At 63.8% G+C, this 3,892-nt stretch carries 7 protein-coding genes; all 7 read right to left on the bottom strand.

Going from position 1 to position 3,892, the window contains the following annotated elements; genetic code table 11:
* The coding region (locus EOB49_RS38205; protein ID WP_245472937.1) for an FAD-dependent oxidoreductase at nt 1–228 on the bottom strand (228 nt) is incomplete at its 3' end.
* A gap of 50 nt (nt 229–278) precedes the next feature.
* On the bottom strand, nt 279–599 hold the full coding sequence (locus tag EOB49_RS32080; protein ID WP_127383332.1) for a metalloregulator ArsR/SmtB family transcription factor: 321 nt from the start codon (nt 597–599) through the stop codon (nt 279–281).
* A gap of 63 nt (nt 600–662) precedes the next feature.
* Entirely contained in the window at nt 663–1,085 is a 423-nt protein-coding gene (gene arsC / locus EOB49_RS32085; protein ID WP_127383333.1) for an arsenate reductase (glutaredoxin), read from the bottom strand.
* A complete protein-coding gene (arsB, locus tag EOB49_RS32090) occupies nt 1,082–2,146 on the bottom strand; it encodes an ACR3 family arsenite efflux transporter (RefSeq protein WP_164781883.1) in 1,065 nt (354 codons plus the stop codon). Before arsB ends, arsC begins: the two co-directional genes overlap by 4 nt.
* 69 nt (nt 2,147–2,215) lie before the next feature.
* Nucleotides 2,216–2,548, bottom strand: coding sequence for a metalloregulator ArsR/SmtB family transcription factor (locus tag EOB49_RS32095; RefSeq protein ID WP_127383335.1), 333 nt, complete (start codon nt 2,546–2,548; stop codon nt 2,216–2,218).
* A gap of 65 nt (nt 2,549–2,613) precedes the next feature.
* Nucleotides 2,614–3,312 carry an RES family NAD+ phosphorylase gene (locus EOB49_RS32100; protein WP_127383336.1) on the bottom strand — a complete coding sequence of 233 codons (699 nt, stop codon included), beginning with the start codon at nt 3,310–3,312 and terminating at the stop codon, nt 2,614–2,616.
* Complete coding sequence (locus EOB49_RS32105; protein WP_127383337.1) at nt 3,306–3,716, bottom strand: antitoxin Xre/MbcA/ParS toxin-binding domain-containing protein; 411 nt, start codon at nt 3,714–3,716, stop codon at nt 3,306–3,308. Before EOB49_RS32105 ends, EOB49_RS32100 begins: the two co-directional genes overlap by 7 nt.
* Nucleotides 3,717–3,892: the final 176 nt, after the last annotated feature.

Consider the following 3,892-nt stretch of genomic DNA (forward strand, 5'->3'; position numbering starts at 1 on the left):
GTCCGGCGCCGTCCAGCCGGAGCGGTCGAGCAGCGCCCTCGCCGCCGCATCGATGTTGTATTCCCACGGCGAGAACACCCGCACATGGCCCCATTCGAGCAGTGCTGCCCCAACGCTTTCGCCGCGTTCCAGGACGAGCGGAGTGATGCCGCGCTCGACCAGATGCGCCGCGGCTGCCAGCCCGACCGGGCCGGCGCCGATCACCGCGACGGGAAGGCTTGCCATCATGTCCATAGGTTCGATCCTCCCGGTATGTTCGAATTATAAGCGCAAGAAAATCAAGCCAGTGCTTTGCCGACGGCGGGTGCGCAGGCGGCGTCGGCGCAGCACTCGTCGGCGAGATAACCGATCAGCGCATTCATGCCGGGATAGTTGGCGCGGCAGATCAGTGTCGTCGCCTGCCGCTCCTGCGTGACAAGCCCGGTGTCGACCAGGCGCTTGAGGTGATGCGACAGCGTCGATGACGGGATGTCCAGTTTTTCCTGGACACTGCCGACGGCAAGCCCGTCGTCACCGGCGCGCACCAGGATGCGATAGAGCTGAAGCCGCGTCGGATTGCCGAGTGCTTCAAGCTGGACGGCTGCTTTTTCGAGTTTCATGGAAATAAACTACGCGGCACTTTTCGCGCCGTCAACTTAATTTCGAAAAATATGGAAATAGCATCAGCCGGCGCGTTTGCCCGAGGCGCCTGTGACCACCTCGCCATCCTCCTTGGTGAACGCGCCGATCTCCGGGTTGGGCAGGATGTCCAGCACCTTTTCCGACGGCCGTGCAAGGACGACGCCGAGCGGGCTGACCACGATCGGCCGGTTGATCAGGATCGGATGTGCCAGCATGAAATCGAGGATCTGCTCGCCGGACCATTTCGGGTCGGCAAGGCCGAGTTCGGCATAGGGGGTGCCCTTCTCGCGCAGCAGGTCTCGTGGTGTGATGCCCATCGCGGCGATCAGTTCGACCAGCCTTTGTCGCGACGGCGGCGTCTTCAGATATTCAATCACCTCCGGCTCCTCGCCCGACTGCCGGATGATGGCCAGCGTATTGCGCGACGTGCCGCAATCGGGATTGTGGTAGATGGTGATGGTCATTTCGAGGCCTTCCCAGTCGACATGGTATTCCGGACGGCGCCACCCTTCTCGTACCAGCCCTTGCTGCGGTTCACGATCCACACCACCGACAGCATGACCGGAACCTCGATGAGCACCCCGACCACGGTGGCAAGGGCCGCGCCCGAATTCAGCCCGAACAGCGCGATCGCGGCGGCCACCGCCAGCTCGAAGAAGTTCGACGCGCCGATCAGCGCCGATGGTCCAGCCACGCAGTGCCGCTCGCCGCTGAGGCGGTTGAGCAGATAGGCAAGACCGGAGTTGAAATAGACCTGGATCAGGATCGGCACTGCCAGCAGCACGATCACCAGCGGCTGCGCAATGATCTGCTCGCCCTGGAAGCCGAACAGCAGCACCAGCGTCGCCAGCAAGGCAATCAGCGACAAGGGCTGCAGCGTGGCAAGCAGGGCATCGAGCCCGGCCTGTCCCCTCGCTGCCAGCAGCCGGCCACGAACCAGCTGCGCGACGATCACCGGCGCGACGATGTAGAGTGCGACCGACAGCATCAGCGTGCCCCATGGGACGGTGATCGCCGACAGGCCGAGCAGCAGGCCGACGATGGGCGCGAAAGCGACGATCATGATCGCGTCGTTGAGCGCTACTTGCGAAAGTGTGAAATTCGGCTCGCCGCGCGTCAGGTTCGACCAGACGAAAACCATCGCCGTGCAGGGCGCCGCAGCAAGGATGATCAGTCCGGCAATGTAGGAATCAATCTGCACGGCGGGCAGCCACGGCCGGAACAGCCAGCCGATAAAGAGCCAGCCCAGCAGCGCCATCGAAAACGGCTTCACCGCCCAATTGATGAACAGCGTCACGCCGATGCCGCGCCAATAGGTGCCGACCCTGGCCAGCGAGGCGAAATCGACGCGCAAGAGCATCGGCACGATCATCAGCCAGATCAGCACGGCGACAGGAATGTTGACCCTGGCGATCTCGGCCGACGCGATGGCGCCGAACACGCCTGGCAGCAGATGGCCAAGCGCGATGCCCGCGACGATGCACAATGCCACCCACACCGTCAGATATTTCTCGACGAAGCCGATGCCGGGCCGCACCGCCTCAGCTGCGTTCAGAGCATGATCGGTCATGATGGTTTTCCAGTCATCGCTGCCTCAGCAGTCACAGGTCACGGCATTGATGACGGGCTGGCAGAGCTCCGGCGCGCCATTGCAGCAATCTTCCATCAGATAGGCCAGCAGGTCGCGCAGGCCGGTCATGTCGGCGACATAGCGCACGGTCCTTCCGTCGCGTTCGGGACGGATCAGCCCGGCATGGGCGAGCACCTTCAGATGCGCCGACATGGTGTTCTGGACCGTGTCCAGCCTCGTGGCGATCTCGCCCGCCGGAATGCCTTCCGGTCCGGCGCGCACGAGCAGCCGGAAGACATCCAGCCGCGTCTCCTGGCCAAGCGCGGCCAGTGCATTCAAAGTGCTTTTCTTATCCATATATCCTAATCCTTGGATTTATAGATATCGGCTTCCCAGCGATCTGTAAAGCGTGTCCGCCGCCATCATGTGACGGCAAGCACCTTTCCCGTATCGTGCTGGCGCACGAAGTCCACGCGGGCGCCGTCCCAATGGTAGCTGTAGTGGCGACCCTGCACTGGAATGGTAATGACATCGGGCCAGAAGATGCCGACGCAGCCCCCGCCCGGCATGCGCACGCTGTTCCATACCAGTCCGTCGCTGCCTGCTGCCCGCAGCGCCCGCCCTTCCGCCTGCGAGGCGGAATAGTCGTCCGGGTCGAGCGCGCCGGGCACGGCGTTGACGTCATCGAGGTCGCGGTCGACGCTGCCGATCAGCACGCGGAAGTCCGCCGTCCAGCCCGGCCCCTCGTTGGTGGCACGCATGAATTTCTGGTGGTGGTGGATGGTCTCGGCCAGCGCGACGTCCTCGCTGTCGCCCGCATAGTAGAGGCCGTAGCTGCCATCCGAGAAGCGTCCCGGCCGCAGCGTCGAACAGTGCACGAAGGGCGCCATCACGAAGCTGGCGCCGGGGCCGGAAACCCGCCTTGCGGCCGACACCTTGCCGAGATCGCCGATCTCGAACCTTATGCGCGGGTTGGTCTTCGCCTCGACCGCGGCAAGCGCCTCCCAGTCGCGCGGGTCGGCAATGTCCTCGAAGAGGTCGATGGGCGGATGGATGGAGCGGATGATGCGGAAGGTCTGGGGCCAGTCAACGCGGCGACGGACCGCAAGCCCACTCACCATGCACCACGCTCCGCATCGAGCCATTCGCGCATCGCCGAGAGATCGGAGATTTCGCCGCGCAGCATCAGGTCTAGGGCTGACTGGCCGCCGAAGGCGGCATTGGGCTTGCGTATCCAGGCATAGCCGCGCGCCGGGTCCGTGAACAGATAGCGCAGGCCCTTGTGGATGCCCATCAGATGCGCCATGCGGGTGCGCAGGTCGCGGTCGATCCTGCCGACGCCGCCTTCTTTCCAGCGTGCCCAGGTCCGGGCCGACATGCCGCCGAGCAGGATGCAGGCCTCGACGTCGCTAAGATTCCAGGCCTTGAACAGATTGACCGTGGTGCGCGCCAGCGCGCCGGCCTCGTCATCCGATATGACGCTGCCAACCGTGGCCGGTGTCGTGACAATGGACTGAAGCTGCACTTTGTTGCCTCGCTATGGCAGATATATAGCATGCATTTGCCAATTGGCAAGGAGATCAGCAAGGCAGGGCCAGTCGCTTTCAGGCCAATGACGGCTTCCGTCTTGTGAAGGCCACCAATCGCCAAAGTCGGCGCCGCCGCTCATCCGCCTGCCGGCACCTTCTCCCCGTCTGTCTC

This window comes from Mesorhizobium sp. M7A.F.Ca.MR.148.00.0.0 (assembly GCF_003997735.1).
Taxonomy (GTDB): domain Bacteria; phylum Pseudomonadota; class Alphaproteobacteria; order Rhizobiales; family Rhizobiaceae; genus Mesorhizobium.

Excerpts from the sequence above, each read along its gene's own strand:
- EOB49_RS32080 (WP_127383332.1), bottom strand. The coding sequence starts at position 599 with ATGAAACTCGAAAAAGCAGCCGTCCAGCTTGAAGCACTCGGCAATCCG.
- arsC (WP_127383333.1), bottom strand. The coding sequence starts at position 1,085 with ATGACCATCACCATCTACCACAATCCCGATTGCGGCACGTCGCGCAAT.
- EOB49_RS32095 (WP_127383335.1), bottom strand. The coding sequence starts at position 2,548 with ATGGATAAGAAAAGCACTTTGAATGCACTGGCCGCGCTTGGCCAGGAG.
- EOB49_RS32100 (WP_127383336.1), bottom strand. The coding sequence starts at position 3,312 with ATGGTGAGTGGGCTTGCGGTCCGTCGCCGCGTTGACTGGCCCCAGACC.